A 22751-nucleotide genomic window follows, 5' to 3' on the forward strand; every position below is an offset into this window, starting at 1 on the left:
AATAAACTTTTGTATATTTTTTGAAAATTTATTGAACTATTTTAATTTTTGTTATTTTCTGGAGACGATCTGTTTTGGGCGTTGTTTGGTTTTTAGAGAGTGTGCGCAAACATTTGTATTTATGGTTTCTTATCTTTTTAATTTCTTATTGTTTCTTTTTTATTCTTGTTTTTTCTTTTTTAAATGGTGCATTCCGTGATGTGACGAAAACAGGGCTAAATGCGAAAGATAGGCAGTGCAGACGCAAAAAAAGATCACCTGTTGGTGATCTTTTTCAAGGAGTAACTCATTGCTGAATGACTGCCGCTTTGCGTCGCATGCTGGCCAGAGCTGCGGCAACTGCCAAGCCTCCGATAAGGCTGATGTGCTCTTGCACCAGTGCTTTTTCGAGAAAAGCCACCATGCCTTCCATTTCCCAGAACCGGTGTGCCAGAGGAATCGTAGACAGCGTAAACACTGCCAGTGCACCAGCTCCCAGTCAGGCCCAGCGGCTGGCGCTAATGATGGCCAGAGAACCCAGAACTTGCAGAGCAATGGTCGCCGCGGCAAACAAGGTGGCAGGGTGCAGTCCGAAATGCTCCATCTCTGCCATGGCTCCCGCAAAATCAAAGATCTTGTTTAACCCGCTCCACCAGAAGATATAGGTCAGCAGTGCGGTTGCCAGGGTGTAGTAAACGCGAGATTGCAGCAGGGTGTTGAGCATGGCGGACCTCCTCAGGGCAAGAAAGTCTATGAATTAATGGGCGTTGCTTGCTGTTTTTGCCTTCGGGGTGTGGGCATGCTTATGGGCGTGTGCGTGGGGCTTGCTACTGCCGCGCTGGCTCAGAATCAGGCCGCCCATCACAAGAGCTGCGCCGACCAGTTGCAAGTTGCTGGGTTGCACACCCTTGACTAAGGCATCCAGCACAAAGGCCGTAACAGGTGTCAGCAGCATGAACGGGGCCACAGCCACGGCACCAGCACGCTCAATTGCGCCAAACCACAGGGCAAAGGGGACAGCAGTGAGTGCCACGGCCAGCAAAACCAGACCAAGGATGTTGCTGTTGTTCAGGCCTGAAGGCAGGTCTTGCATAACCAAGGCGACTACAGCGAGTTCCACACCTGCAATCAACAACTGCCAGCCAGTAAAGCCGAGCAAAGGCATGCGAGGAGCCCCCCACTTGTTCAGCATCACACCACCAGCGGCGATGGAGAGCATGCTGCCTACAGCGGCGGCAATGCCGACAGGGTCCAGCGTCGCGGAGCTGGAAAGTACCACCAGTGAAACGCCGAGTGCACCCAGAATGACGGCTGCAATCTTGATCATGGTGGGACGTGCGCCCAGCACGCCCCAGGCGATAAAGATGACGGCCAGAGGTGTCAGCGCCTGAAAGGTGGCAGCAACACCGCCAGGCAGGCGGGTGGCGGCGACAAAGAACAGGCTGAAGAACATGCCTGCATTCAAAGTGCCCAGAACCAGCATGCGGCCCCACCAGGCGCGCTCTGGCATGCAGCGAACGATGGCCAGCAGCACCAGAGCCCCGCCCAGCGCGCGAAAGGCCGCGAGGAACAAAGGGTTGGGTGGCAGCCAGGAGGTGGTCAGAACATAGGTGAAGCCCCAGAGGATGGCGGCTGCGGCGGCTGAGAGTTTTGCATTCATGGCTAGGTCTCCGAAGGAAGAAGCAAGGGTTAGAGGCCTTGCTTGAATCAGGAATGGCTCAAATTTATGGGAGATGAGTCAGCCTGAGTAGCCCGCAGAACTTGGTATCAGCGTTCTTAATTTAGGACGATGGTGTCGCTTGCAGCGAAGCAGCAGCACTTAGACGTTGAGCTCGCCTTCATTCGTTGTCAGGGTTGACAGTGGGTGAGGGCTGGCCGGTGCAAACTCCTGCCCCAGAAAATCCAGCAGCGCCCGCACCGAAGGCAACAAACCGCGGCGCGAGGGGAAGACGGCGTGGACCAGCCCAGCGCGCGGCCTCCAGCCCGGGGCGATGTCCAGCAGGCGGCCTGCACGCAGATCATCTTGCACAAACATGGCGGGCATCTGCACCACGCCCACGCCATGCAAAGCTGCATGCAGCAGGGCGCGGCGGTCTTCGCAGACCAGGCGCGGCTGGTAGGCAATTTCTCGGGTTTCGCCCTTGGCGTTCTGCAATTGCCAGCTGGGGCTGCGCTGGCTGGGCGTATCGCTGACACTGGGCCAGCCGTTCAGAGCCTCCAGCCCTGGAATGCCGCCCATGGATTCGACCAGACTGGGGCTGGCGACCAGATATTGCGTGCTCTCGCCCAGTATCTTCATGACTAGCCCGCTGTCTTCAAGCGGCGGAAAGCGCACGCGCAATGCCACGTCAAAACCTTCGCGAATGACGTCCACACGGCGGTTGGTGCTCTCCAATTGCAGTTGCACGCGCGGATGCTGAACGAGGAAGCGGGCCAGCATCTCGCCAATCTGGTAATCCAGCAGGGCATTGGGGCAGCTGAGCCGCACAAGGCCTTGTGGCTCTAGCTGGGTGCGGTCAATGACTTCTTGCGCTACCAGCATGGCCAGGCAGCGCTGGTAGTACGCCTGACCAATGTCGGTGACAGTGAAGCGGCGGCTGGAGCGCTGGATCAGGCGCACGCCCAGCTCTTCCTCCAGCAGGGCAATGCGGCGGCTGAGTTTGGACTTGGGTATGCCCAGCTGCCGCCCTGCCGGGGCAAAGCCGCTGTGATCGACCACCTGCACGAAGTAGTACAAATCATTGAGGTCACGCATGGGGTAGAGATCCTGAGTCAGTCAACAGCCAAGTCTCAAGTCTGCCTGAGCGGCGCTTGCACGCAGACGATGGCCGAGTGTGGTTGCGCGCATTCATTTGATTTTTTGCGCAAAACATTGAACCGCCTGCAGCCGCCATTCGAACAACAAAGGCAGGCGGCGTTGAAGAGGGTTGCACGCGTCTGTCATATCGATTTCGAACCAAACCATAGACATAGAGAGACAAGACATCATGACTCAATCGTTTTCGCGCTGCGTTTTTACCGCTCTGGCCCGCAAGCCGTTTCTTCGCACAGGTTTGCTGGGTGCGGCTATTTTGTGCGCTCAAGGCGCATGGGCCCAAGAGGTCGTCAGCGCGATGCAGATCACGCCGCATCGCGTCACGCAGGTGGTGGTGGGCGGCGAGAAAGGCCTGAGCTATGTGATGAGCACTCTGCAGCAACTGAGCTCGGATGTGGTGCTGGTCACGCCTTCCATGGCGCAGTCGGCCAAGCCGTTTTCGGTGGTCCACAACCTGTTTACGCCGGTAGCCAGCCTGGCGCAGGTGCCGGCCAATCAGTCTTTGAATGCGGTCAAGCTGCCAGTGAACCCCGGTTTTCATGAGGTGCATGCGCATTCTTTTAACACCGTGTATGAAGTGATTTATCAGCACAACGGGCGCTGGATGGTGGTGGAAACCACCAAGGCGCCAGAGCATGGCATGCTGGAGCTGACGGAAGACGTCAAGAAAGCGTCGCGCACACTCTGGACCTCTTGATTCAGCGTCTTCGGATCCAACTGGTGGGCGTAAAAAAGGCGAGACATGGGTCTCGCCTTTTTTGTCAGAGGCAGGGCCTGCTTAGCCTTGCTCGGCCAGCAGCTCCTGCAAGGTCTTGACCTGCATGCGCAGGCGCTCGTTCTCGGCTTCCAGCTCGGTCACGCGGGCTTGCAGCTCTTCGGGGCTGGCGGCGGGCGCAGCTTCTGCCGATTCGTCGGCTTCGGGCTTGGCGGCCTTGGGCTTTTTCTTGGCATCGCGCACGCGCTTGGCAGCTTGCTTGAGTGCATCGGCACCCTCGGCGGCCACGGCCTGCTGCTCTTCTTCGGGCAGGGTGGCGACCACGGCAGCAGCGTTCAGGGACAGCTCGCCGGCCTTCACGGCGGCGACCACTTCAGGCGCCGCTTTTTCCTGAATCGTCTCGATCATCTTGACCTGACCGGCCGACAGGCGGGCGGCACGGGCCAGGGCTTCGCGCGTGTCCAGCGCCTCATCGGGCACCTTGGCCACACTGGCCAGTGCCTGGGCGACAGCGGGGTCGGTATCGCCTTCCCATGGGGCTTCTTCACTGGCGGGCTGGGAGGCCTTGGCTGCGTTCACCGCAGCGGCGGCAGCAGCACGGCGCTCGGCAATGATTTCGCGCTTGCGCAGGGCCAGCACGCCGCGCTGGAAGTCAGACACTGAGCGGCGGCCCAGATGCTGGTCGATCATCCACAGGTGCACGTCGTCCATGTTCTTGAACTGCGTGGCCTGAATGGTGTTGAAGGGCAGGCCGTGCTTTTGGCAGATGCCGTAGCGGTTGTGGCCGTCGATCAGCAGATCATCCCAGACCACCAGCGCATCGCGGCAGCCTTCGGCGAGGATGCTGCGCTCCAGCGACTCATGCTCGTCAGCGGTCAAGGGGTCGATATAGGCCTTGAGGCCTTCGTCAATGCGGAGATCCATGGTGTTTCTGTCCGTGTGTGGCTGCCAGCAGTTAGCTGGGTGCCACTATCAATAAATGAGCTGCTTGCGCTTGATATTCAATGATTTCAAAAATTTTTTCTTTGAAATTTGACGCGGAACAAGCGCAAGAAGCTACTGAAAAAAGAGCAACGCCCCAGCGTATGGGGCGTTGGAAGAAGCGTGCGCAGTGAGCTTACAGCAGACGCGAAATCAGCGCACCTTCCACTGGGCCTTCCAGCGGAATGCGCACGCGGATGGGGTTGCCCTGTGCGACTTCCACGGGCTTGCCTTCCAGGTCAAACATCTTTTCCAGCTTGATCTGGCGGTTGCCTGTGGGGTGAATGATTTCCAGCGTATCGCCGACCGAGAAGCGGTTCTTGGTCTCGATCTCAGCCATGCCGTTTTCGTAGCCACGCACTTCGCCCACAAAGTGGCTGCGTTGCAGCACGCTGTGGCCAGTTTCGTAGTTCTGGTAATCGTTGGCGGGGCGGCGCTCCATCAGGCCGCCGGTGTAGCCGCGGTTGGCCAGGCCTTCCAGTTCGGTGATCAACTCGGGGTTGAAGGGGCGGCCGGCCACGGCGTCATCAATGGCGCGGCGGTAGGTTTGCGCGGTACGGGCCACGTAGTACAGGCTCTTGGTGCGGCCTTCGATCTTGAGCGAATCGACACCGATCTTGGTCAGGCGCTCCACATGCTCCACGGCGCGCAGGTCCTTGGAGTTCATGATGTACGTGCCATGCTCATCTTCCATGATGGGCATCATCTCGCCGGGGCGGCCTTTTTCTTCCAGCAAGTAAATCGCGTCAGCCTTGGGGTGGCGCTGCTGGTCACCGCAGGTGCTGGTGAACTGGTTGTCCAGATCGTTCTTGGCGTCTTCGAAGTTGAAGCCGTTTTCCATGGTCTGGCCCAGCGCTTCGCCGGTGTTGGGGTCTACATTGGCATCGTGCGTCTTGTAGTCCCAGCGGCAGGCGTTGGTGCAAGTGCCCTGGTTGGGGTCGCGGCGGTTGAAGTAGCCCGACAGCAAACAACGGCCAGAGTAGGCAATGCACAGCGCGCCGTGCACAAATACTTCCAGCTCCATATCGGGGCATTCCTGGCGGATCTTCTCGATCTCGTCCAGGCTCAGCTCGCGCGAGAGGATGATGCGCTCCACGCCCATCTTCTGCCAGAACTTCACGGTGGCGTGATTGGTGGTGTTGGCCTGCACGGACAGATGAATGACCTGCTCTGGCCATTTTTCCTTGACCATCATGATCAGGCCGGGGTCGGCCATGATCATGGCGTCTGGCTTCATCGCGATGATGGGCTCGATGTCGCGCAGATAGGTGCGAACCTTGTCGTTGTGGGCGATCAGATTGCTGGTCAGGAAGAACTTCTTGCCGCGCGCGTGCGCTTCGGCAATGCCCTGGCCGATCTGCTCCAGGCGGAATTCGTTGTTGCGCGCGCGCAGAGAGTAGCGCGGCTGGCCGGCGTACACAGCGTCGGCGCCAAAGTCGTAGGCGGCGCGCATCTTGTCGAGCGAGCCGGCAGGCAGCAAGAGTTCAGGGGCTTTGAGGGTCATGATCCCTCTATTGTCCTGCATCAGGCTTTTCACTGTGGGTTGATGTGGCTACGCGGGCCGGGCAGGCGCTGCAGCAGACATCCGCGTGCCTGCAAATTCTTTGAACCAGAACGCTGCGAACAGCGAATAAGACAGAACGCTTCATTGAAAACAGGGCGTCAGCCAAGCCATTGTGCCAATGCATTGTGCATTTTTTCAAAGCGTTATTTCGACCGTTTCAGCGGGGCAATGTCTCCTCAAAGCGGCCCATGAATATTGGTACGAATAGTTTTCCAGGACCTGATATGAAAAAACTGATTGCAATTTCCATGATGACCCTTTTGCTGGCTGCATGCGGCAAAACTTTGGATGGGACGTATGCCGATCAAACCGGGGCGGCTGAAATCACTTTCAAAGGCAATACGCTGGAAATGATGGGTATGGAGGTGGAATACAAAATTGAAGATAACAAGGTCAAAATTGAGAAAGACGGCGCAAAGGTCACGATTTTGACCATCAAGGATGGCGACACGCTGGTGCTTCCTATGGTGGGGGAGCTGAAGAAAAAATAACAGCGCCAAAACAGCGATCAGTGCTGTTTGAATACTGAAAAGGGCTTGAAGGTTTTTTGCCTTCAAGCCCTTTTCTATTGTGCGCTGGCAGCTATGGTTTTCATAGTTGCCCGCATGGTGCCGCAAATCAGTCCTGCGGTCTGAAGCCAATCACCAGATCGGATGGCACCTTGCCGTCGATATCGCGCGGTAGCTTATCGGTCTTGTGCAGGGCGCGCACCACGGCCTCATCCCAGGCCGCATTGCCGCTGGACTTGGAAATCGTCGCACTAGTGATGGTGCCGTCCGGCGCTGTGCGCACGCGAACCTCGGCACGCGGGTTGCCGCTGATGGCGTCTGGATAGACGATATTGGGCTTGACCTTGGCAGCGACTTTCGCTCCGTAACCCGCCGATGGGCCGCCGTTGGCACTGCTGCCTGCCCCGCCTGAGCGACTGCCGCCAGTGCCGCTGTGGTCGCTGCCACCGCTGCCGCCGGCATTACCTGATCCTCCGGCCAGACCTTGCAGGCGAGCCAGTTCGGCCTTGCGGCGGTCATCGGCGGCCTTGGCATCCTTGGCAGCCTTTTCTTTGGCTTCCTTAGCGGCTTTGTCCTTCTCGGCTTTTTCTTTTTCAGCCTTTTCGGTTTTTTCCTTGGCGGCCTTGTCCTTGGCCGCTTTATCTTTTTCGGCCTTCTCGGATTTTTCCTTTTCCGCTTTTTCCTTGGCGAGCTTTTCGGCTTTTTCCTTCTTGTCGTGCTCGATTTTTTCCTTGCGTTCCTTCTCCGCTTTTTCGGCCTTCTCGGCTTTTTGCTTGTCCTGGTGCGCCTTTTCAGCCTTGTCCTTTTCCGCTTTTTCCTTGCGATCCTTCTCGCGCTCTCGCTTCTCCTGGGCTTCCTGTTCGGCCTTTTCCTTCTTCAACTGTTCCTGCTTCTTCTTTTTGGCCAGCGCCACTTCGGCCTCATGCTCGTCGTCATGGGCCTGGGCTTTTGGGGTGGGCGCAGGAGCAGGTGTCGGCATTACCATCGGCTCTGGTGGCGGTGGAGGGGGGGGCGGGGGAGGTGGTGGCTCGGGTACCGGCTCGGGCGTGGGATCGGGTGGAGGAGGTGGTGGCGTCACAGCGGCGGCAGAGGCTGGGGCAGAACTGCTCCAGACCTCGGCTTCGACCATGGCTTCCTCGGCTTCTTTGGGGGTGCGCACTGTCCACAGCAGAGCCGCAATCAGCAGCCCGTGCGCGGCCAGAGCGAGCGACCATGAGCGCACCCGGCCCTGGTGGCGGGGTGGCGCAAACTGATCGCGATCTTGCTGGTTAGGCATGGTGAATGAGGGGTCTGCTCTGGCGGCTGTGCTTGAGTTCAAGCGTGGCGGGGCAGAGCTTTATGACTGGGTTCAATTGCTGGAAGAAGAAACAACGCCAAAGGCGATGCGTTTGACGCCGGCCTTGGAGAGCGTGGTGTGTGCCTTCATGACGTCATCAAAGGGCAGGCCCTTGTCGGCGATGATCTGAATGGCGCTGTCTTCGCCCTGGCCTTCTTGCCAGGACTGGGCCAGGCCCTTGAGGTCGTCGAGCTTGACGCCCTGCGTACTGCTGCCGTTCTTGAACTGAATGCTGCCGTCTTTATCGAGCAGCACATAGGCAATGTTCTTGGTCGGCGGGCGCGAGGACTTGCCTGCGCTTGGCACATTGATGGAGCCCGGCGTGAGCATGGGGGCTGTCACCATGAAGATGATGAGCAGCACCAGCATCACGTCGATGAAGGGCACCATATTGATTTCGTTGACGGTGCGGCGATTGCGACCGCGTGAGCTCATTGCTGCCATGGCGTCATTCCTTGAGCTGGGTCATCAGTGGCCGGAGGCACTGTGGCTGCTGGTGGAGCCCACATTGCGCTGCAAGATGTTGGAGAACTCTTCGATGAAGGTTTCTTCCTGGCTGGCAATGCGGTCCACGTTGTGGGCATAGCGGTTGTAAGCCGTCACCGCAGGAATGGCGGCAAACAGACCCATGGCCGTGGCCACCAGTGCTTCGGCAATACCGGGCGCGACGGTGGCCAGCGTGACTTGTTCCATATTGGCAAAGCCGGTGAAGGCGTGCATCACGCCCCAGACGGTACCGAACAGGCCGACATAAGGCGAGACGGATGCCACGGTGCCCAGAAAGGACAGGCCGGATTCGATCTCGTCGAGCTCACGCTGGAAGCTGGCGCGCATGGCGCGGCGTGTGCCGTCCATCAGCGTGGCAACATCGTCCATGCGGCGCTCGCGCAGTTTTTGATACTCGCGCATGCCGCTGGCAAAAATACGCTCCATGGGGCCGCCGGTCTTGGCGTTTTGCGCCGCAGAGGCGTAGAGGTCGTTGAGGCTGGTGCCCGACCAGAAGTCTTGCTCGAAGTTGTCGTTCAGCGTGCGCACACGCTTCAAGGTTTTGGCCTTGTTGAAGATGGTGGCCCAGCTGGCGATGGATGCGACCACCAAAATCAGCATGACCAGTTGAACCACCCAGCTGGCCTGCATGATGAGGCTGAGGATGGACATGTCTTGGGAGTTCATGAAAGTTGCTCCAGGATATGGTTTGGAATTCTCGTGGGGCGCATGGTCTTGCCATCCACCCATCCAATGCGGATGGAGCCCGTGCACAGCAGCGCTGGCTCCAAAGCTTGATTGTCGGGGTTTACCAGCAGCGCCTGCTGCTCAATGACGAGCGAGGCGCGGCCGGCGCTTTTCAGGGTTGCGGTCACACGCAGCTGGTCATCAAGCCGGGCCGGGCGCAGATATTCAAGCTGCGCAGAGGTTACGACAAAGATACCGCCGGTTTGTTCCCGCAGATTTTGCTGAGCAATGCCCAGCGAGCGCAGCCATTCGGTGCGCGCACGTTCAAAGAACTTGAGGTAGTTGACGTGGAAGACGCGGCCACTTGCGTCCGTGTCTTCCCAATAAACTCGAATAGGGAACTCAAAAGCCATGGTGCATCAGCCCAGCAGCTTCTTCAGGCGCGCAATGGCTTCCTGCAGCTGCTCCATGGAGTTGGCTGTGGAAAAACGCACATAGTTCGCCGTCTCGGCATGACCAAAGTCGCGGCCGGGCGTGATGGCCAGGTGGGCCTGATTCATCACTGCATAGGCAAAGTCCCAGCTTCCCTTGACGCCGAGCTTTTCAGCGGCGGCGCGGCAGTCGGCCCAGGCGTAGAAGGCCCCATCGGGCTTGACGGGCACGGGCAGGCCAATCGATTCCAGCGCCGGAATGAAATAGTCTCGGCGGGCCTTGAACTCGGCGCGGCGGCGTTCGTACTCGGCAATGCTCTCGGGCTCGAAACAGGCCAGGGCCGCATATTGAGAGATGGTGCTGGCGCAGATGAACAGGTGCTGGGCCAGCATCTCGATAGGGGCAACCAGCGATTCGGGCACCACCATCCAGCCCAAACGCCAGCCGGTCATATTGAAATACTTGCTGAAGCTGTTGATGGAGATGATGTCATCGCCCAGCTCCAGTGCCGACTTGCTATAGGCGTCGTCATAAGACAGGCCCAGATAGATTTCATCGACGATGGTCAGCCCACCCTTGGCGCGCACCACTTCGTGAATGCGGCGCAGCTCATCGGGTGCAATGGAGGTGCCTGTGGGGTTGGAGGGGGATGCCAGCATCACGCCGCGTGTGTGCTCGCCCCAAGCGGCCTCCACCTTGGCAGCGCTGAGTTGAAAGCGCTCGGCAGCCGATGAGGGAATCAGCACCGGCTTGCCTTCAGCAGCAGAGACAAAGTGGCGGTTGCAGGGGTAGCTGGGGTCGGGCATCAGTACCTCGTCGCCCTCATCAATCAGCGCCAGGCAGGCCAGCTGCAGCGCTGCCGAGGCTCCGGCGGTAATGATGATACGGCGCGCAGGCACATTGATGCCGAAGCGGCAGGCATACCAGGCGCTGATCTTTTCGCGCAGCTCGGGCAGGCCGGGGGCCTGTGTGTACTGGGTGCGTCCGGCTCGGATGGCGCGCTCAGCGGCTTGCTGCACCAGAGGCGGGGCGGTGAAGTCGGGCTCGCCAATGTTCAGGTAGATCATGGGTGAGCCGCTGGCGCTGGACTTGCGTGCCACTTCCTGCGCGTGCTTGGCCATTTCCATGACGTAAAAAGGCTCGATGCGTTGGGCGCGGCGGGAAAGCTCAATAACGGACATGGACGAAGAAAATCTTTCAATCAATCAGCAATGGGCGCAAGCATGCTCTAAGGCTGCGCTCATAAAAAAACTGCAACCAGCCAGCGGGTGCACGATAGCACCTGTGGTCTGGTTGCAGTATTTGCATTGACTATGCATGAGGCGGCAGCAGGGCCGCACAAGCACGGCCCATGGGTCAGCCCAGCTTAGCTGGCAGACTTTTTCTGGGCCGAGCGGTCGTGCGTCACTTCTGTAGCGCGCAACTCTGGAGCCAGGCCGTTGAGCACGGCGTTTACATACTTGTGACCGTCGGTGCCGCCAAATTCCTTGGCCAGCTCGATGCACTCGTTGAGCACAACGCGCCATGGCACGTCGAGGCAGTTCTGGAACTCGTACACACCAATCCACATGCAGGCATGTTCGATGGGCGAGATAGCGGTCAGGCCACGGTCCAGCTTGGGGGTGATCAGGGCATCCAGTGCGGCTTCGTTTTCTACGCAGCCGCGCAGCAGTGCATCGTAGTGCACCACGTCGGCCTTGTGAAAACCGGCCAGCTCGCGTGTGAAACGGTCGATCTCCAGCACTTCGTTATGACCCACGATGTGCTGATACAGGCCTTGCAGCGCAAATTCACGTGCGCGGCTGCGGTTGGATTTTGACGCTGCTTTGCGCACGCCAGTGCTGGTCAAGCCCGTGCGGCTTTGACGGGCAGGGCGGTTGGCGCTGGAGTCGCTAGATTGTTCTTCACTCATGATGGTTCGTTATCGTCGTAGGCGTTGAGCAAATTGGCCATTTCCACGGCAACACGGGCGGCGTCGCGACCCTTGTCCACCTGGCGGGCAATGGCTTGCTCCATGTTTTCAGTGGTGATGATCGCATTGGCGATCGGCAGGCGGTAGTCCAGGGACAGGCGTGTCACGCCCGAGCCCGATTCATTGGCTACCAGCTCGAAGTGGTATGTCTCCCCACGGATGATGCAGCCCAGCGCCACCAGGGCGTCGTACTGATCGGTGTCGGCCAGTGTCTGCAGGGCCACGGGCACTTCCAGTGCGCCGGGGACTGTGACATGGTCGATGTTCTCGGACTTCACACCCAGTGCCAGCAGCTCATCGCGGCAGGAGGCAAACAGGGTGTTGGTAATGCTTTCGTTGAAGCGAGCTTGCACGATGCCGATCTTCAGATCAGCGCCGTTCATGTTCAGGCCTTGGCCTTGTTCTGCGTTTTGCATCTTGTAATTTCCGTCTCTTATGCTTTGGGGATGTAGCCGGTGATTTCCAGTCCGTAGCCAGCCATGCTGGGCATGCGGCGGGGCTGGCCCATCAGCTGCATCTTGCTCACGCCGACTTCGCGCAGAATCTGCGCGCCCACGCCATAGGTGCGCAGGTCCATGCGGCCGCGTTCGGGCGCCTGGGCAGAGCGTGCCTTGCCTTCAAACTGGGTCACCAGCTCGTCGCCGGATTCGCTGCAGTTCAGCAGCACGGCCACGCCCTGGCCATTGTCGGCAATGTATTTCAGGCTCTCATCCAGGCACCATGAGTGCTGGTTGCGGCCCACTTCCAGCACATCCAGCACTGACAGAGGCTCGTGCACGCGAACGGGCACGGTGTTGTTGGTCTGCCATTCGCCCTTGACCAGTGCCAGGTGCACGGAGCCGCTGGGTACGTCACGGAAGGCATGGGCGATGAACTCGCCGTGGGCCGTCTGCATGGGGCGGCTGCCCACTTTTTGCAGCAGCGATTCATTGCGGCTGCGGTATTCGATGAGGTCGGCAATCGTGCCGATCTTGATGCCATGCTCGGCGCAGAACAGCTGCAGATCGGGCAGGCGGGCCATGGTGCCGTCGTCGTTCATGATCTCGCAGATCACCGAGGAGGGCGAGCAGCCTGCCAGCGCGGCCAGATCGCAACCAGCTTCAGTGTGACCAGCGCGCATGAGCACGCCGCCATCCACGGCCTGCAGCGGGAACACGTGGCCGGGCTGCACCAGATCGGTGGGCTGGCTATTTTTGTCCACGGCCACTTGAATGGTGCGGGCGCGGTCAGCGGCGGAGATGCCGGTGGTCACGCCTTCGGCGGCTTCAATCGAGATGGTGAACGCCGTGCTGTACACCGTGCCATTGCGCGCGGCCATGGGGGGCAGCTTCAAGAATTCGCAGCGCTCGCGGGTCAGCGTCAAGCAGATCAGGCCACGGCCAAAACGGGCCATGAAGTTGATGGCTTCAGGTGTGACATGGTCCGATGCCAGAACCAGATCACCTTCGTTTTCACGGTCTTCCTCATCAACGAGAACGACCATACGGCCAGCGCGCATTTCCGCCACGATGTCTTCGACGGGCGAGATGGGCACGGGTTGGAGGGAGCTGTTCATGGAATGCCTTCTTGGACGTGATCTTGATGCGATGCAAGCAGTCAGGGCTGGCGCACGACACGCACCAGTGAGGCATTGCCAGCGCCGCCTGAGGGAGAGTAGGGGGCGATGGCAGGACTTCCAAAGAACGTGTGAAGCGGGTAAGCCGCTTTCTGCAGGGCAAGGCCTTGCGGAAAACGCCCATTCTATTGCAGTGCGAGCTTTCGGCGCGGCAGTTACCCCTGAAACCATGATCTGCTGCAAGAACTGGGCGGACTTCAAATCAGTGGCATCCAGCAAGGGCCGCCCCGCAGCGAAGATGCCGTCCCCATTTAGGGGAAGCGGCAAAGCCGCTCAGGGGGCATCTTTCAGCACCACATCGCTTTCAGGAAAAGCGCAGCAGGGCAGCACATAGCCCTCGGCCTTTTCTTCAGGCGTCAGGCCCGGCCATTCAATGTCATAGCGCACGCTGCCCGACACCATCTGGCCCAGACAGGTGCGGCAAGTGCCGTTACGGCAGGAGCTGGGCCAGTCCACGCCGCCGCCTTCCAGAGAGTCCAGCAGGGACTGGTCAGCCCATGCATCGACCTGCTGGCCGCTGGGCTCGCACTTGGCAATAAAAAAGGGTGGGGCGAAAGCAGAGTCGTTGGACATGGGGCTGGGAAATCGGGCTATGCAAAACCCGTGTTTGTAGCCGGTTTGCCAAGGCCGTGGGGTGGCGATGGATTGCCTGTTTTTTGATCAGATGCTCGCGAGTTGTTTGAAATCAACGACTTGAGTGACTTATCCCTGTGGAAGGTTCAGTTGTTCACAAGGATGTTCAGCGCTGAAAGGGATAAGTAGTGCTTTGGCTGAAAAAATTGATTAAAAAATAGGCGATTTAAAAAAGATCATTCAGATCAAGGGTTTGAGCCTTTGTTGCCAAAGCTATTCAGGCTTGTCCACAGGCTTGTTGCTGAAAAATGGGGACAAGGTTGGCGAGAGTAAGCGAGTGCTTTTTGCTATTTATTTGAAAGCTGCTTGCGATTGATTTTGATGATTTTCAATGGGATTTCTATCTGAAGTGCATGTGATGCAGGCGCAAGCAGCTTTGAAATGGATAGCAGTCTCCTGACTTACCCGAAAGCCGTGGCAAATAGTCACAAACGCTACGTTGCGCTGCAACATGCCCGCGTACATTGAAGCTCTACAAGCAATGGTTTGAGCAAGGAGCAAGACATCATGGCAATGGATTTTCAAGGTCGTGTAGCTATCGTGACGGGTGCGGGTGGTGGTCTGGGTCGTCTGCATGCGCTGGCGCTGGCCCGGCGCGGAGCCAAAGTGCTGGTCAACGATCTGGGTGGCGCGGTCGATGGCTCGGGTGGCTCGGCCACTGCAGCGCAAAAAGTGGTCGATGAAATTCGCGCTGCAGGTGGCGAGGCGATTGCCAATGCCGCATCGGTGACGGACTTTGACGCTGTGCAGGCCATGGTCAAGCAGGCCATCACGGCCTGGGGCTGCATCGACATTCTGGTCAACAACGCCGGTATTCTTCGCGACAAGAGCTTTGCCAAGATGGATATGGCCGACTTCCGCCTTGTTGTCGATGTGCACCTGATGGGCGCGGCCCACTGCTGCAAGGCGGTGTGGCCGTATATGCAAGAGCAGAACTATGGCCGCATAGTGATGACTACCTCGTCCACAGGCCTTTACGGCAATTTCGGTCAAGCCAACTATGGCGCAGCCAAGCTGGCGCAGGTGGGCTTGATGCAGACGCTGGCCATTGAAGGCGCCAAGAACAATATTCGCGTCAATGCATTGGCCCCCACGGCGGCCACGCGCATGACGGCGGGCCTGCTGCCAGAGCCCGTGCTTGAAGCCTTGAAGCCCGAAGCCGTGGTGCCCGCCATGCTGGTGCTGGCCCATGAAACTGCGCCCACGCGCACCATTCTCTGCGCCGGTGCGGGTGGGTTTGAAGCTGCGCACATCACCATGACCGAAGGTGTCTACCTGGGCATGGGCGATCAGGTGCCCGAGGAGCTGGCTGCGCGTCTGGCCGAAGTCACCGCCAGCGAAGGCCAGCAAGTGCCGGGCAGTGGCGCTGTGCAGGGGCAAGTTGAAGTGGGCAAGGCCATGAAAGCGCACGGCCATTGAGCCGGTTTGTGCTGCTCTGCTCGTGCTTTAGCTGCGTAAAAAGTGCGTGGATTGTCGGTTAGCACAGCTGAAAAAAGCCCTCTCTCGAGGGTTTTTTCTGTTTGGGAGTGAGCGAGTGCTCTCTTCTGGTGGCTTGTTAACCTGACAATTTACTGGCTCGTGCATATGCTTTACGCGCTTCAACAGGCCGAAAAACGTGGTTAAGCGGCCAGCTGGCATCGCGTTTGGCCCGGTTTCTCTATCATTCGCCGACTGGGCGCGATTGGGCAGACGAAGTTTGTCGTCAGCGTCTTCACCAATAAGGTAAACAAGAATGAAGACATCGCAGGCCACCGTGGACATGCCTTCAGCCGAGCGGCTGCTGGGCATTCGTCGCGGTATCGAGAAAGAGGGATTGCGGGCGCTAGGCACAGGCTCGCTGGCCCTGACGCCGCACCCAGCCGAGCTGGGTTCGGCCCTCACGCACCCCCACATCACCACCGATTACAGCGAGTCGCAGCTTGAACTCATTACCGGCGCGCGTCTGGGTGTGCAGGAGTGCCTGGATGAGCTGACCGAAGTCCACCAGTTTGTGCTGCGCAATTTGAGCGAGAGCGGTGAGCTGATGTGGAACTCCAGCATGCCCTGCCGTTTGCCCACGGATGAAACCATTCCGCTGGGCCGCTACGGCAGCTCGCACTCGGGCCGCTCCAAGAGCGTGTACCGCATGGGTCTGGGCCACCGCTATGGCCGCCGCATGCAGACCATTTCGGGCATTCACTACAACTGGTCGCTGCCCGGTGTGACCAGCGATCAGTACTTTGCGCTGATTCGCAACTTCCGCCGCAATGCCTTTGTGCTGCTGTACCTGTATGGTGCATCGCCCGCGCTGTGCCCCAGCTTTGTGGAAGGGCGCGAGCACCGCCTGCAGCCGCTCGGTGATGGCAAGGACGCGCTGTATCTGCCCTACGCCACATCGCTGCGCATGGGGCGACTGGGTTATCAGAGCGATGCCCAGTCCACCATCTGCGTTAGCTACAACGGGCTGGATGGCTATGCCGATTCGCTGCACGAAGCGTTGACTCGCCCCTACGCAGCATATGAGCAACTGGGCGTGCGCAACCCCGGTGGCGACTACAACCAGCTGGGCACCGGCCTGCTGCAGATTGAAAACGAGTTCTACGGCACCATCCGCCCCAAGCGCACGGTGAAAAGCGGCGAGCGCCCGCTGCATGCCCTGCGCGAGCGCGGCGTGGAGTATGTGGAAGTGCGCCTGATGGACATCGACCCATATGAAACCGTGGGCATTGCCCCGGCCACCATGCGCATGATCGACGTCTTCTTGCTGCACTGCCTGCACACAGACAGCCCTGACGACACGCCGCAGGAGATTGATGCCCTCAAGCACAACCAGCACCTGGCCGCCGAGCAAGGCCGCGAGCCAGGCCTGACGCTGGAGCGCAATGGTCAGCAGGTGCTGCTGACCGACTGGGCACTTGAAGTGCTGCAGCAATGCCGCCCCTATGCACAGGCGCTGGACTCCGCCAACAACAGTACCGACTACAGCGCTGCGCTGGAGCAGGCGCTGGCCCGTGTGCAGAACGCGCAGACCACGCCTTCGGCCCATGTGCTGCAAGAGCTGGTAGATGGCTACGACAGCCGCTTTATTGAGTTCATGACCACTCAGTCCGCCAAGGCGCGCGATACCTTGCTGGCCATGCCCTGGACGGCTGAGCAGCAGGCACGCTATGAGCAGATGAGCGCAGAGTCTGTGGCCGCGCAGCAGCGCATTGAAGCTGCCGATACGCTGACTTTTGAAGAATGGCGCCAGCGCTATATGGACCCGGCCAGCCTGCGTTAATCCATTCAATTGATAGCAAAAAGCGCTTGCAGTCTCTGGGCTGCAGGCGCTTTTTCTTGATGGATGGCGCAGCCGTGTCATCGCGATGTCATCTGTGTTTCATATCGTAACCATTGACGGGTAGCGACAGGCTCCCGCGTTTGATGAGCGATATGGCATGTCTTTGAAAAATTTCCAGAATCTTTCCGTGGCGCACAAGATGTGGGCCTTGTTTGTAGGCCTGCTGCTGTGCAGCGTGCTGGTGGCAGGCGGGTTGTTTGGCTATTTGCAGAATGTGGAGCAGCGCGTCAGCGCCGCGGTGCAGGCTACGGACAAGCGCATCAACCTGGCTCTGCGCTGGCAGGCCCTGACGCTGCAAAGCGTAGAGGCGGCCCTGGCCAGCGTGCTCTCGTCGGAAGAGCATTTGATTGCCCAGCTCTCGCAAAAGGCGCGCGGACTGATGGAGCAGGCCAGCGGCTTGCAGCAGCAGGTACAGGCCGATGCCCAGACCGCGCAGGATCGAGACGGGCTCACCACGGTGGAGCAGGAGCGCAAGGCCGTGCTGGGGATTTATGAGCAGGCCTATCAGGCACGCGACCTGGGCAAGGCCTGGGAAGCGCAGAAACTAGTGGACGAGCAGCTGATACCTGCGGCTAATCGCTATGTGCAGGCACAAGATGCCTTCATTGCTGCCCAGCAGCAGCAACGCCTTAGCGCAGAGCAGCAGGGGCGTGAGCAAAGTGCCATTGCCAAGCGCATGGCTGCAGGCGTGGGTCTGTGTGTGGGGTTGCTGGGCGCGCTGCTCTCGCTGGCGACGATTCGTTCCATCACCACGCCCTTGGGCGAGGCCGTGCAGCTGGCGCAGACCATTGCGGCGGGAGATTTGAGCTATGCACCGCAAAGTGTTCGCAGGGATGAACTGGGCCAGCTCATGCAGGCCTTGGCGCAGATGACCCAGCAGCTACGCGGGCTGGTGGGAGAGGTGCAGGGCGGGGTGGAAGCCGTAGCGGCTGCATCCAGCCAGATGGCTCAGGACAACAGCGATTTGTCAGACCGCACAGCCCATGCGGCGGTGCAGCTCAAGGCCACGGTCAGCAGTATTGAGAACATGGTCACCCTGGTCACGCATGCGGCTGACAGCGCCCGACATGCCGACCAGAGCGCGCGCAGCGCCGCAGAGGCCGCAGCCAGCGGCGGCAGTGTGGTGCAGGAAGTTGTGCGCAATATGGAGCACATGGCGCAAAGCAGCCAGCAGGTGGCGGCGATTGTGGGCGTGATTGACGGCATCGCTTTCCAGACCAATATCCTGGCGCTGAATGCTGCTGTAGAGGCCGCACGTGCCGGGTCGCAAGGCCGTGGCTTTGCCGTGGTGGCAGCCGAGGTGCGGGAGCTGGCCCAGCGCAGCAGCGAGGCGGCCAAGCAGATCCGCCAGTTGATGGAGAACTCTACCAAGCAGATGAAGTCTGGGCAGTCGCTGGCGCTGCAGGCCGGCCAGCGTATGGAGCATATCGTGCGCGATGTGCGTACCGTCAGTGGCTTGATTGCGTCGATCACCGAGGCGGCACAGGCCCAGAATCAGGGCATCGCCCAGATCAGCGATGCCGTGCAGGCGCTTGATCACATGACCAGTCAGAACGCAGGCCTGGTTGCCGAGTCCAGCGCCGCTGCGCGAGAGCTATTCCATCAGGCACAAAGGCTGGAGGCGGGAGCCGGGCGCTTTCGCATCGACGATCTGGCGCGTCTGGAATGCGTTTCAGGCGCTATGAAAAATGATGCTCAGGCGCACACCCTGCTTGCGCTACAGCCTGAAATGGCTTGATTGGAGAGCGACTCAGGCAGTTGCCATAGCCTCGGCCGCATCTTCCAGCCAGAAGCCTAAAGCGCCGTAATAACCTTCCCACACGCAGCCGTTGCAGCCGCGCCCGCAGCAGCTGGTGGGCTCGGGCGGCGGGTTGCGCAGTGTGACTGACGCTTGGGCTGCCCGGCCTTGCCAGTGCGCAATCTGGCTGCGGGCCTGGGTCAGAGGCTGAAGCAAAGCCTCGGTGCTCACTTTTTGAAGCGCACCCACAGATGCTGACCGATAAAGGCCAGACCCAGCACCAGCGCAAACCAGCCCACGATATGCGACTGGGCAAACAGCTGGGCAATGCCGCTTTCGGGCTTGAATACAGGTGCCAGCAAAATAATGATGCCGATCAGTGCAATCGTCAGACCCTTGATCAGAATTTCGTTGCGGGCTTTGGATTTTTGGGGTGCGGAGGGCAGGGGCATAAACGAGCTGGCAGGTCAGAAAAGCAGGAGGAGATTATCCTTGCGCGCCTGAATTCACTGACATAAAAGGGTGTTTGCGCAAATCAGTCGACCCGCAGCCGCGGCGCGCTGACTCTTGTTTCTTACGCCCACCATAAAGAAAGATCTCCGCTTATGGCCATCCAATGGTTCCCCGGTCACATGCATTTGACGCGTCAGGCCATCACGGAGCGCGTCAAGGATATTGATGTGGTCATCGAGGTTCTGGATGCGCGCCTGCCGGGCTCCAGCGCCAACCCTCTGCTGCAGGAAATGACGGGCCACAAGCCGCGCCTGAAGATTCTGAACAAGCAGGATATGGCCGATGCCACCCAGACCAAGGCTTGGATTGACTGGTACAACGCTCAGAGTGAAACGCGCGCCATCGGGCTGGATGCCTCTGAGCTGGCACCCACCAAGCGCCTGATCGAGCAGTGCAAGCTGCTGGCGCCCACACGCGGCGGCCTCGCCAAGCCCATGCGCGTGCTGATCTGCGGCGTGCCCAACGTGGGCAAGTCCACGCTGATCAACTCCATGAGCGGCAAGACCCAGGCCAAGACCGGCAACGAAGCTGGCGTGACTAAGCTGGAGCAGCGCATTGTGCTGGCCGATGACTTTTACCTCTGGGATACGCCCGGCATGCTGTGGCCGCGCATCATCGTGGAGAAAAGCGGTTTCAACCTGGCCGCCAGCGGTGCCGTGGGTCGCAATGCCTACGATGAAGAGCTGGTGGTGCTGGAGCTGTTGCTGTATCTCCAGAAAAACTACGCCGGTATGCTGGCCGCCCGTTACAAGCTGGGCCTGGATGACGAAGAAATTGCAGCGCTGCACGACGATGAGCTGCTGACCCTGATTGGCAAAAAGCGCGGCGCTGTGATGAGCGGTGGCCGTGTGAACCTGCAAAAAGCGGCCGAGCTGGTGTTGACCGACTTCCGCGATGTGACCATTGGCCGCATCACGCTGGAAACGCCTGCCGAGTTTGAAGTCTGGCTGGCTGCAGGTCAGCTCAAGGATGCCGAGCGCCAGGCCAAGAAGGATGCCGCTGCACTGGCACGGAAAAAAGGGCGCAAAGCCCGTTTGACCTAGCACTTTTACCTACGTGTGGGAGCAGGAATTTTGTTTAAAACTATTTCCATGTAAATGTTAATAGCCCTAGCAAGATGTTCACACTTGAGCAGTCCACAGAAAAAGCCAATTCGCCTTCTCTGGCTTATGCCCGTGTAGGGGTGGTGTTAGTCAGCCTCTGGTATTGCTCCATGGGCTGGCTTGCCACTCTTTTTGCGGACCCAGACCATGCGCGCGTCTGGGGTGGGCCGATTGCTACGGCCATTGCTGCTGTCACCCTGCTGCTGACCTGGCGTGGCTATTGGCGCTGGGGCGCGCGCTGCCTGGTGAGCGGAGCACTGGCTCTGACGACCTTTCTCGCTTGGAATGCGGCGTTTCAGCCGACGGTCAGTGTTCTGATTCTTACCGTGCTGGTGGTGTTCGCGGCATGGACGCTGGGCATGGTTGAAGCGAGCCTGGCCGGCATTGGCGTCATGCTGCTGGGACTGGTGCTGGCCTATAGCGGGCATGCCCGCTGGGAGCAGGTGCTATCGATCGCGTATGTCATGCTGTTCTTGCTGGGCATCACCTGGTTGATGGTTCAGGGCTTTAAGCGCCACCTGAATGAGTTGCAGTCTTCATTGATTGCGCTTGAGCTGCACAAGCGTCAGCTGAATGTGCTGTTTCAAGCGGTTGAGCAAAGTACGTCCAGCGTCATGATCGTTGACGTTGACAAGGGCGCTGAGGTCTATGCCAACCAGAAGTATCGCCAGCGCATGGGCCGTGATGATCAAAGTGAGCATGGCCGGGTGACCGGCGTGGGCATGACGACTGAGCAGCGCGTGCAGATGTGGGCGCTGCTGAACGCAGGCAAGACCTGGGAAGATGTGGTGTATCTCGTGCGCGAAAACGGGGTCACCGTGATTGACGAGATGCGCGTGGCGCCCGTGCTGGGCGAAAACGATCAACTGGCTTTTCTGGTTGAAACGCGCACCGACATTACGGAAAAGATGGAGGCGGAGAACCGCATTCGTCATCTGCAGCACTACGACAGCCTGACGCAGCTACCCAATCGCAATGGGCTGCTGCACGAGCTGAGCGAAATGCTTGAAGCACAGGGTAAGGTGGAGATGCATGGCATCGCACACAACCTCAGCCCCTACCGCAGCGGTCATGACTGGCACAGCTTGCTCATTATTGATATTGACCGCTTTCAGAACTTTGAGAATTCCCGCTCCCGGCTCTGGACAGATGTCTTGCTGCAGGCATTTGTCGCCCGGCTGAAAGCCCTGGTGCCAGACGCCGCCATCATGGCCCGCATTCGCGTCAGCCGGTTTGCCGTAGTGGTTAAAGGGGTTGGCAAGGCGCGGCATGAGGCCCGCATTGGTGCCTACACGGTGGCTCAGGAGCTGCAGCGCGGCCTGAGCCTTGTTCAGATCACCGGCTTGCCTGAGGGGGCTGAAGCGGTGCAGCTGGCCTGCAGCGTGGGCTTTACCGTGTTCCCGTTTGTGGAAGATGGCCTGAAGGCCGACAGCGGCGACCATGTGCTGCGCCGCGCCGGGGTGGCCTTGAGTCAGGCGCGCCATCAGGGGGGGATCAGGTCCATGCGTATTCAGAAATACTGGATGAGACCATGCAGCGGCGCATGACGGTTGAGAAAGAGCTGTTTGTCGCGATTCAAGAGGGGCAGTTGCGGGCCTTTTTGCAACCCCAGGTCGATATGAATGGGCGGGTGCTGGGAGTCGAGGCGTTGGTGCGCTGGCAGCATCCTGAAAAAGGCATGGTCTCGCCCGGTGAATTCATTCCCGTGGCCGAGGACTGCGGCCTTATTGTTCCGCTGGGCGACTGGATGCTGGAGCAGGTGTGCTTGCTGCTGAACGACCCGCGTGTGAGGGCAGCGGGTTACTCGCTTTCTGTGAATGTCAGCCCCCTGCAATTTCAGCATGCGGACTTTGTGGAGAAGGTCAAGAGTGCGATACAGCGCACGGGCATAGACCCGCGCAAGTTGACGCTGGAAGTGACCGAGAGCTTGCTGCTCAGCGACGTGGATCACGCCATTCAAAAAATGGTGAACCTGGTGGCCCTGGGTGTGCAGTTCGCACTGGATGATTTTGGGACAGGCTACTCATCGCTGGCCTATCTGATGCGCTTGCCCATTCAGGAGCTCAAGCTCGATCAGGTCTTTATCCGCGATCTGCGGGTCAATGCAGAAAGCCGGGTACTGGTCGAGTCCATCCTTATGCTGGCCAAGGCCAAAGGCCTGCGAGTGGTAGCCGAAGGCGTGGAAGAGCCGGAGCAGGCCGAGCTGCTGCGTGCGCTTGAACCCAGCATTCTGTGCCAGGGCTACTGGTTCAGCCGCCCGGTGCTGGCCGAGGACTGGATGGCCAACCCCGCTCTGGCGCAGCACTGAGAGTCCTGGCTCCAATCCAGCTCTAGGTTGCAGGACTGATTGAAAT

General features: G+C 59.3%; 25 protein-coding genes. 8 read left to right on the forward strand and 17 right to left on the reverse strand.

All coding sequences use genetic code 11. From position 1 onward, the window contains the following. Positions 1 to 286: 286 nt before the first annotated feature. From RSF91_RS10065 to RSF91_RS10080, 4 genes are all read right to left on the reverse strand, one after another. On the reverse strand, positions 287 to 457 hold the full coding sequence (locus RSF91_RS10065; RefSeq protein ID WP_332568291.1) for a hypothetical protein: 171 nt from the start codon (positions 455 to 457) through the stop codon (positions 287 to 289). 21 nt (positions 458 to 478) lie between these two features. After that, the gene (locus RSF91_RS10070) at positions 479 to 703 is read right to left on the reverse strand and encodes a DoxX family protein (RefSeq protein WP_332568292.1); all 225 of its coding nucleotides are present in this window, start codon (positions 701 to 703) and stop codon (positions 479 to 481) included. Between the two features lie 33 nt (positions 704 to 736). Continuing rightward, positions 737 to 1639 (reverse strand): DMT family transporter, encoded by a 903-nt coding sequence (locus tag RSF91_RS10075; protein WP_332568293.1) that lies wholly within the window; start codon positions 1637 to 1639, stop codon positions 737 to 739. 159 nt (positions 1640 to 1798) lie between these two features. Continuing rightward, complete coding sequence (locus RSF91_RS10080) at positions 1799 to 2734, reverse strand: LysR substrate-binding domain-containing protein (RefSeq protein ID WP_332568294.1); 936 nt, start codon at positions 2732 to 2734, stop codon at positions 1799 to 1801. 232 nt (positions 2735 to 2966) lie between these two features. Between RSF91_RS10080 and RSF91_RS10085 the strand changes: the two genes are divergently transcribed. Continuing rightward, a complete protein-coding gene (locus RSF91_RS10085) occupies positions 2967 to 3491 on the forward strand; it encodes a hypothetical protein (RefSeq protein ID WP_332568295.1) in 525 nt (174 codons plus the stop codon). A gap of 81 nt (positions 3492 to 3572) precedes the next feature. Here RSF91_RS10085 and RSF91_RS10090 read toward each other — a convergent pair whose 3' ends face one another. Together RSF91_RS10090 and trhP are read right to left on the reverse strand one after the other, a co-directional pair. Next, a complete protein-coding gene (locus RSF91_RS10090) occupies positions 3573 to 4433 on the reverse strand; it encodes a plasmid replication/partition related protein (protein WP_332568296.1) in 861 nt (286 codons plus the stop codon). Between the two features lie 193 nt (positions 4434 to 4626). Next, the gene (gene trhP / locus RSF91_RS10095) at positions 4627 to 6015 is read right to left on the reverse strand and encodes a prephenate-dependent tRNA uridine(34) hydroxylase TrhP (protein WP_332568297.1); all 1389 of its coding nucleotides are present in this window, start codon (positions 6013 to 6015) and stop codon (positions 4627 to 4629) included. A 263-nt stretch (positions 6016 to 6278) separates the two neighbouring features. Here trhP and RSF91_RS10100 point away from each other — a divergent pair, with 263 nt between their 5' ends. Further along, positions 6279 to 6545, forward strand: a complete 267-nt coding sequence (locus RSF91_RS10100) for a hypothetical protein (RefSeq protein WP_332568298.1) — start codon at positions 6279 to 6281, stop codon at positions 6543 to 6545. A 127-nt stretch (positions 6546 to 6672) separates the two neighbouring features. Here RSF91_RS10100 and tolA read toward each other — a convergent pair whose 3' ends face one another. The 9 genes from tolA to RSF91_RS10145 form a co-directional block, all read right to left on the reverse strand. After that, on the reverse strand, positions 6673 to 7839 hold the full coding sequence (gene tolA / locus RSF91_RS10105; RefSeq protein ID WP_332568299.1) for a cell envelope integrity protein TolA: 1167 nt from the start codon (positions 7837 to 7839) through the stop codon (positions 6673 to 6675). A 72-nt stretch (positions 7840 to 7911) separates the two neighbouring features. Then, positions 7912 to 8343, reverse strand: a complete 432-nt coding sequence (locus tag RSF91_RS10110) for a biopolymer transporter ExbD (protein ID WP_332568300.1) — start codon at positions 8341 to 8343, stop codon at positions 7912 to 7914. Positions 8344 to 8367: 24 nt separating this feature from the next. Further along, positions 8368 to 9072, reverse strand: a complete 705-nt coding sequence (gene tolQ / locus RSF91_RS10115) for a protein TolQ (protein ID WP_099736275.1) — start codon at positions 9070 to 9072, stop codon at positions 8368 to 8370. Further along, on the reverse strand, positions 9069 to 9485 hold the full coding sequence (gene ybgC, locus RSF91_RS10120; protein WP_332568301.1) for a tol-pal system-associated acyl-CoA thioesterase: 417 nt from the start codon (positions 9483 to 9485) through the stop codon (positions 9069 to 9071). Before ybgC ends, tolQ begins: the two co-directional genes overlap by 4 nt. Positions 9486 to 9491: 6 nt before the next feature. Continuing rightward, positions 9492 to 10685, reverse strand: coding sequence for a pyridoxal phosphate-dependent aminotransferase (locus RSF91_RS10125; protein WP_332568302.1), 1194 nt, complete (start codon positions 10683 to 10685; stop codon positions 9492 to 9494). 185 nt (positions 10686 to 10870) lie between these two features. Next, on the reverse strand, positions 10871 to 11416 hold the full coding sequence (gene nusB / locus RSF91_RS10130; RefSeq protein ID WP_332568303.1) for a transcription antitermination factor NusB: 546 nt from the start codon (positions 11414 to 11416) through the stop codon (positions 10871 to 10873). Continuing rightward, on the reverse strand, positions 11413 to 11892 hold the full coding sequence (gene ribH, locus RSF91_RS10135) for a 6,7-dimethyl-8-ribityllumazine synthase (protein WP_099736278.1): 480 nt from the start codon (positions 11890 to 11892) through the stop codon (positions 11413 to 11415). The genes nusB and ribH overlap by 4 nt, the downstream gene beginning before the upstream one ends. 17 nt (positions 11893 to 11909) lie before the next feature. Further along, on the reverse strand, positions 11910 to 13031 hold the full coding sequence (gene ribBA / locus RSF91_RS10140; protein WP_332568304.1) for a bifunctional 3,4-dihydroxy-2-butanone-4-phosphate synthase/GTP cyclohydrolase II: 1122 nt from the start codon (positions 13029 to 13031) through the stop codon (positions 11910 to 11912). 333 nt (positions 13032 to 13364) lie between these two features. After that, positions 13365 to 13664, reverse strand: coding sequence for a 2Fe-2S iron-sulfur cluster-binding protein (locus RSF91_RS10145; RefSeq protein ID WP_099736280.1), 300 nt, complete (start codon positions 13662 to 13664; stop codon positions 13365 to 13367). Between the two features lie 567 nt (positions 13665 to 14231). Between RSF91_RS10145 and RSF91_RS10150 the strand changes: the two genes are divergently transcribed. From RSF91_RS10150 to RSF91_RS10160, 3 genes are all read left to right on the forward strand, one after another. Then, positions 14232 to 15143: an SDR family NAD(P)-dependent oxidoreductase gene (locus tag RSF91_RS10150; protein ID WP_332568305.1), complete on the forward strand. Its 912-nt coding sequence runs from the start codon at positions 14232 to 14234 to the stop codon at positions 15141 to 15143. A gap of 313 nt (positions 15144 to 15456) precedes the next feature. Further along, positions 15457 to 16983 (forward strand): glutamate--cysteine ligase, encoded by a 1527-nt coding sequence (gshA, locus tag RSF91_RS10155; RefSeq protein WP_332568306.1) that lies wholly within the window; start codon positions 15457 to 15459, stop codon positions 16981 to 16983. Between the two features lie 157 nt (positions 16984 to 17140). Next, positions 17141 to 18781 carry a methyl-accepting chemotaxis protein gene (locus RSF91_RS10160; RefSeq protein ID WP_332568307.1) on the forward strand — a complete coding sequence of 547 codons (1641 nt, stop codon included), beginning with the start codon at positions 17141 to 17143 and terminating at the stop codon, positions 18779 to 18781. A 12-nt stretch (positions 18782 to 18793) separates the two neighbouring features. Here the strand turns inward: RSF91_RS10160 and RSF91_RS10165 are convergent, their stop codons facing one another. Next, the gene (locus tag RSF91_RS10165; RefSeq protein WP_332568308.1) at positions 18794 to 19012 is read right to left on the reverse strand and encodes an oxidoreductase-like domain-containing protein; all 219 of its coding nucleotides are present in this window, start codon (positions 19010 to 19012) and stop codon (positions 18794 to 18796) included. Further along, positions 19009 to 19233: a hypothetical protein gene (locus tag RSF91_RS10170; RefSeq protein ID WP_099736288.1), complete on the reverse strand. Its 225-nt coding sequence runs from the start codon at positions 19231 to 19233 to the stop codon at positions 19009 to 19011. The genes RSF91_RS10165 and RSF91_RS10170 overlap by 4 nt, the downstream gene beginning before the upstream one ends. A 153-nt stretch (positions 19234 to 19386) precedes the next feature. On the opposite strand from RSF91_RS10170, the gene ylqF reads away from it, so the two are divergent. From ylqF to RSF91_RS10185, 3 genes are all read left to right on the forward strand, one after another. Next, positions 19387 to 20337 carry a ribosome biogenesis GTPase YlqF gene (ylqF, locus tag RSF91_RS10175; RefSeq protein WP_332568309.1) on the forward strand — a complete coding sequence of 317 codons (951 nt, stop codon included), beginning with the start codon at positions 19387 to 19389 and terminating at the stop codon, positions 20335 to 20337. Positions 20338 to 20411: 74 nt separating this feature from the next. Beyond that, the gene (locus RSF91_RS10180) at positions 20412 to 21944 is read left to right on the forward strand and encodes a diguanylate cyclase domain-containing protein (protein ID WP_332568310.1); all 1533 of its coding nucleotides are present in this window, start codon (positions 20412 to 20414) and stop codon (positions 21942 to 21944) included. Next, positions 21941 to 22705: a putative bifunctional diguanylate cyclase/phosphodiesterase gene (locus RSF91_RS10185; protein WP_332568311.1), complete on the forward strand. Its 765-nt coding sequence runs from the start codon at positions 21941 to 21943 to the stop codon at positions 22703 to 22705. The genes RSF91_RS10180 and RSF91_RS10185 overlap by 4 nt, the downstream gene beginning before the upstream one ends. The last annotated feature ends 46 nt before the right edge of the window (positions 22706 to 22751 follow it).

The organism is Comamonas sp. (assembly GCF_036643215.1).
GTDB lineage: Bacteria > Pseudomonadota > Gammaproteobacteria > Burkholderiales > Burkholderiaceae_C > Comamonas.